The 466-nt window shown below is 68.2% G+C and carries 1 protein-coding gene; it reads right to left on the reverse strand.

The window, feature by feature from the left end:
• Positions 1–466: VCBS domain-containing protein (locus EN780_RS37635; protein ID WP_210214109.1), on the reverse strand; the 466-nt coding region annotated here is incomplete at both ends.

Here is a 466-nt window from a genome sequence, read left to right on the forward strand (position 1 = left end):
CAGGTTGCCGGCAACGATGCCGTCGGCGCCATTGTCCTCGGTGACGTCGTCGGTCGAGACGCCGCCGATCACCGCGCTGTCGTTGGTGCCATGGATGGTGACGGTGACGAGCTGGCTGTCGCTGCCGTCGGAGGAGACGGCGGTGAAGCTGTCGGTGATGGTGTCGCCGGCGCCGAGCTGCTGGATGGCGGCCTGGGTGTTGTCGGCGGTGTAGGTCCAGCTGCCGTCGGCGGCGAGGGTGAAGGTGCCATAGCCGTTGCTGCCGGCGGTGGCGGCCTGGGTGGTGAAATTGGCCTCGCCGGCGTCAACGTCGGTGATGGTCAGCAGTCCGTCGGCTGTCAGGTTGCCGGCAACGATGCCGTCGGCGCCATTGTCCTCGGTGACGTCGTCGGTCGAGACGCCGCCGATCACCGCGCTGTCGTTGGTGCCATGGATGGTGACGGTGACGAGCTGGCTGTCGCTGCCG

The organism is Mesorhizobium sp. M4B.F.Ca.ET.089.01.1.1 (assembly GCF_004022605.1).
GTDB lineage: Bacteria > Pseudomonadota > Alphaproteobacteria > Rhizobiales > Rhizobiaceae > Mesorhizobium > Mesorhizobium abyssinicae.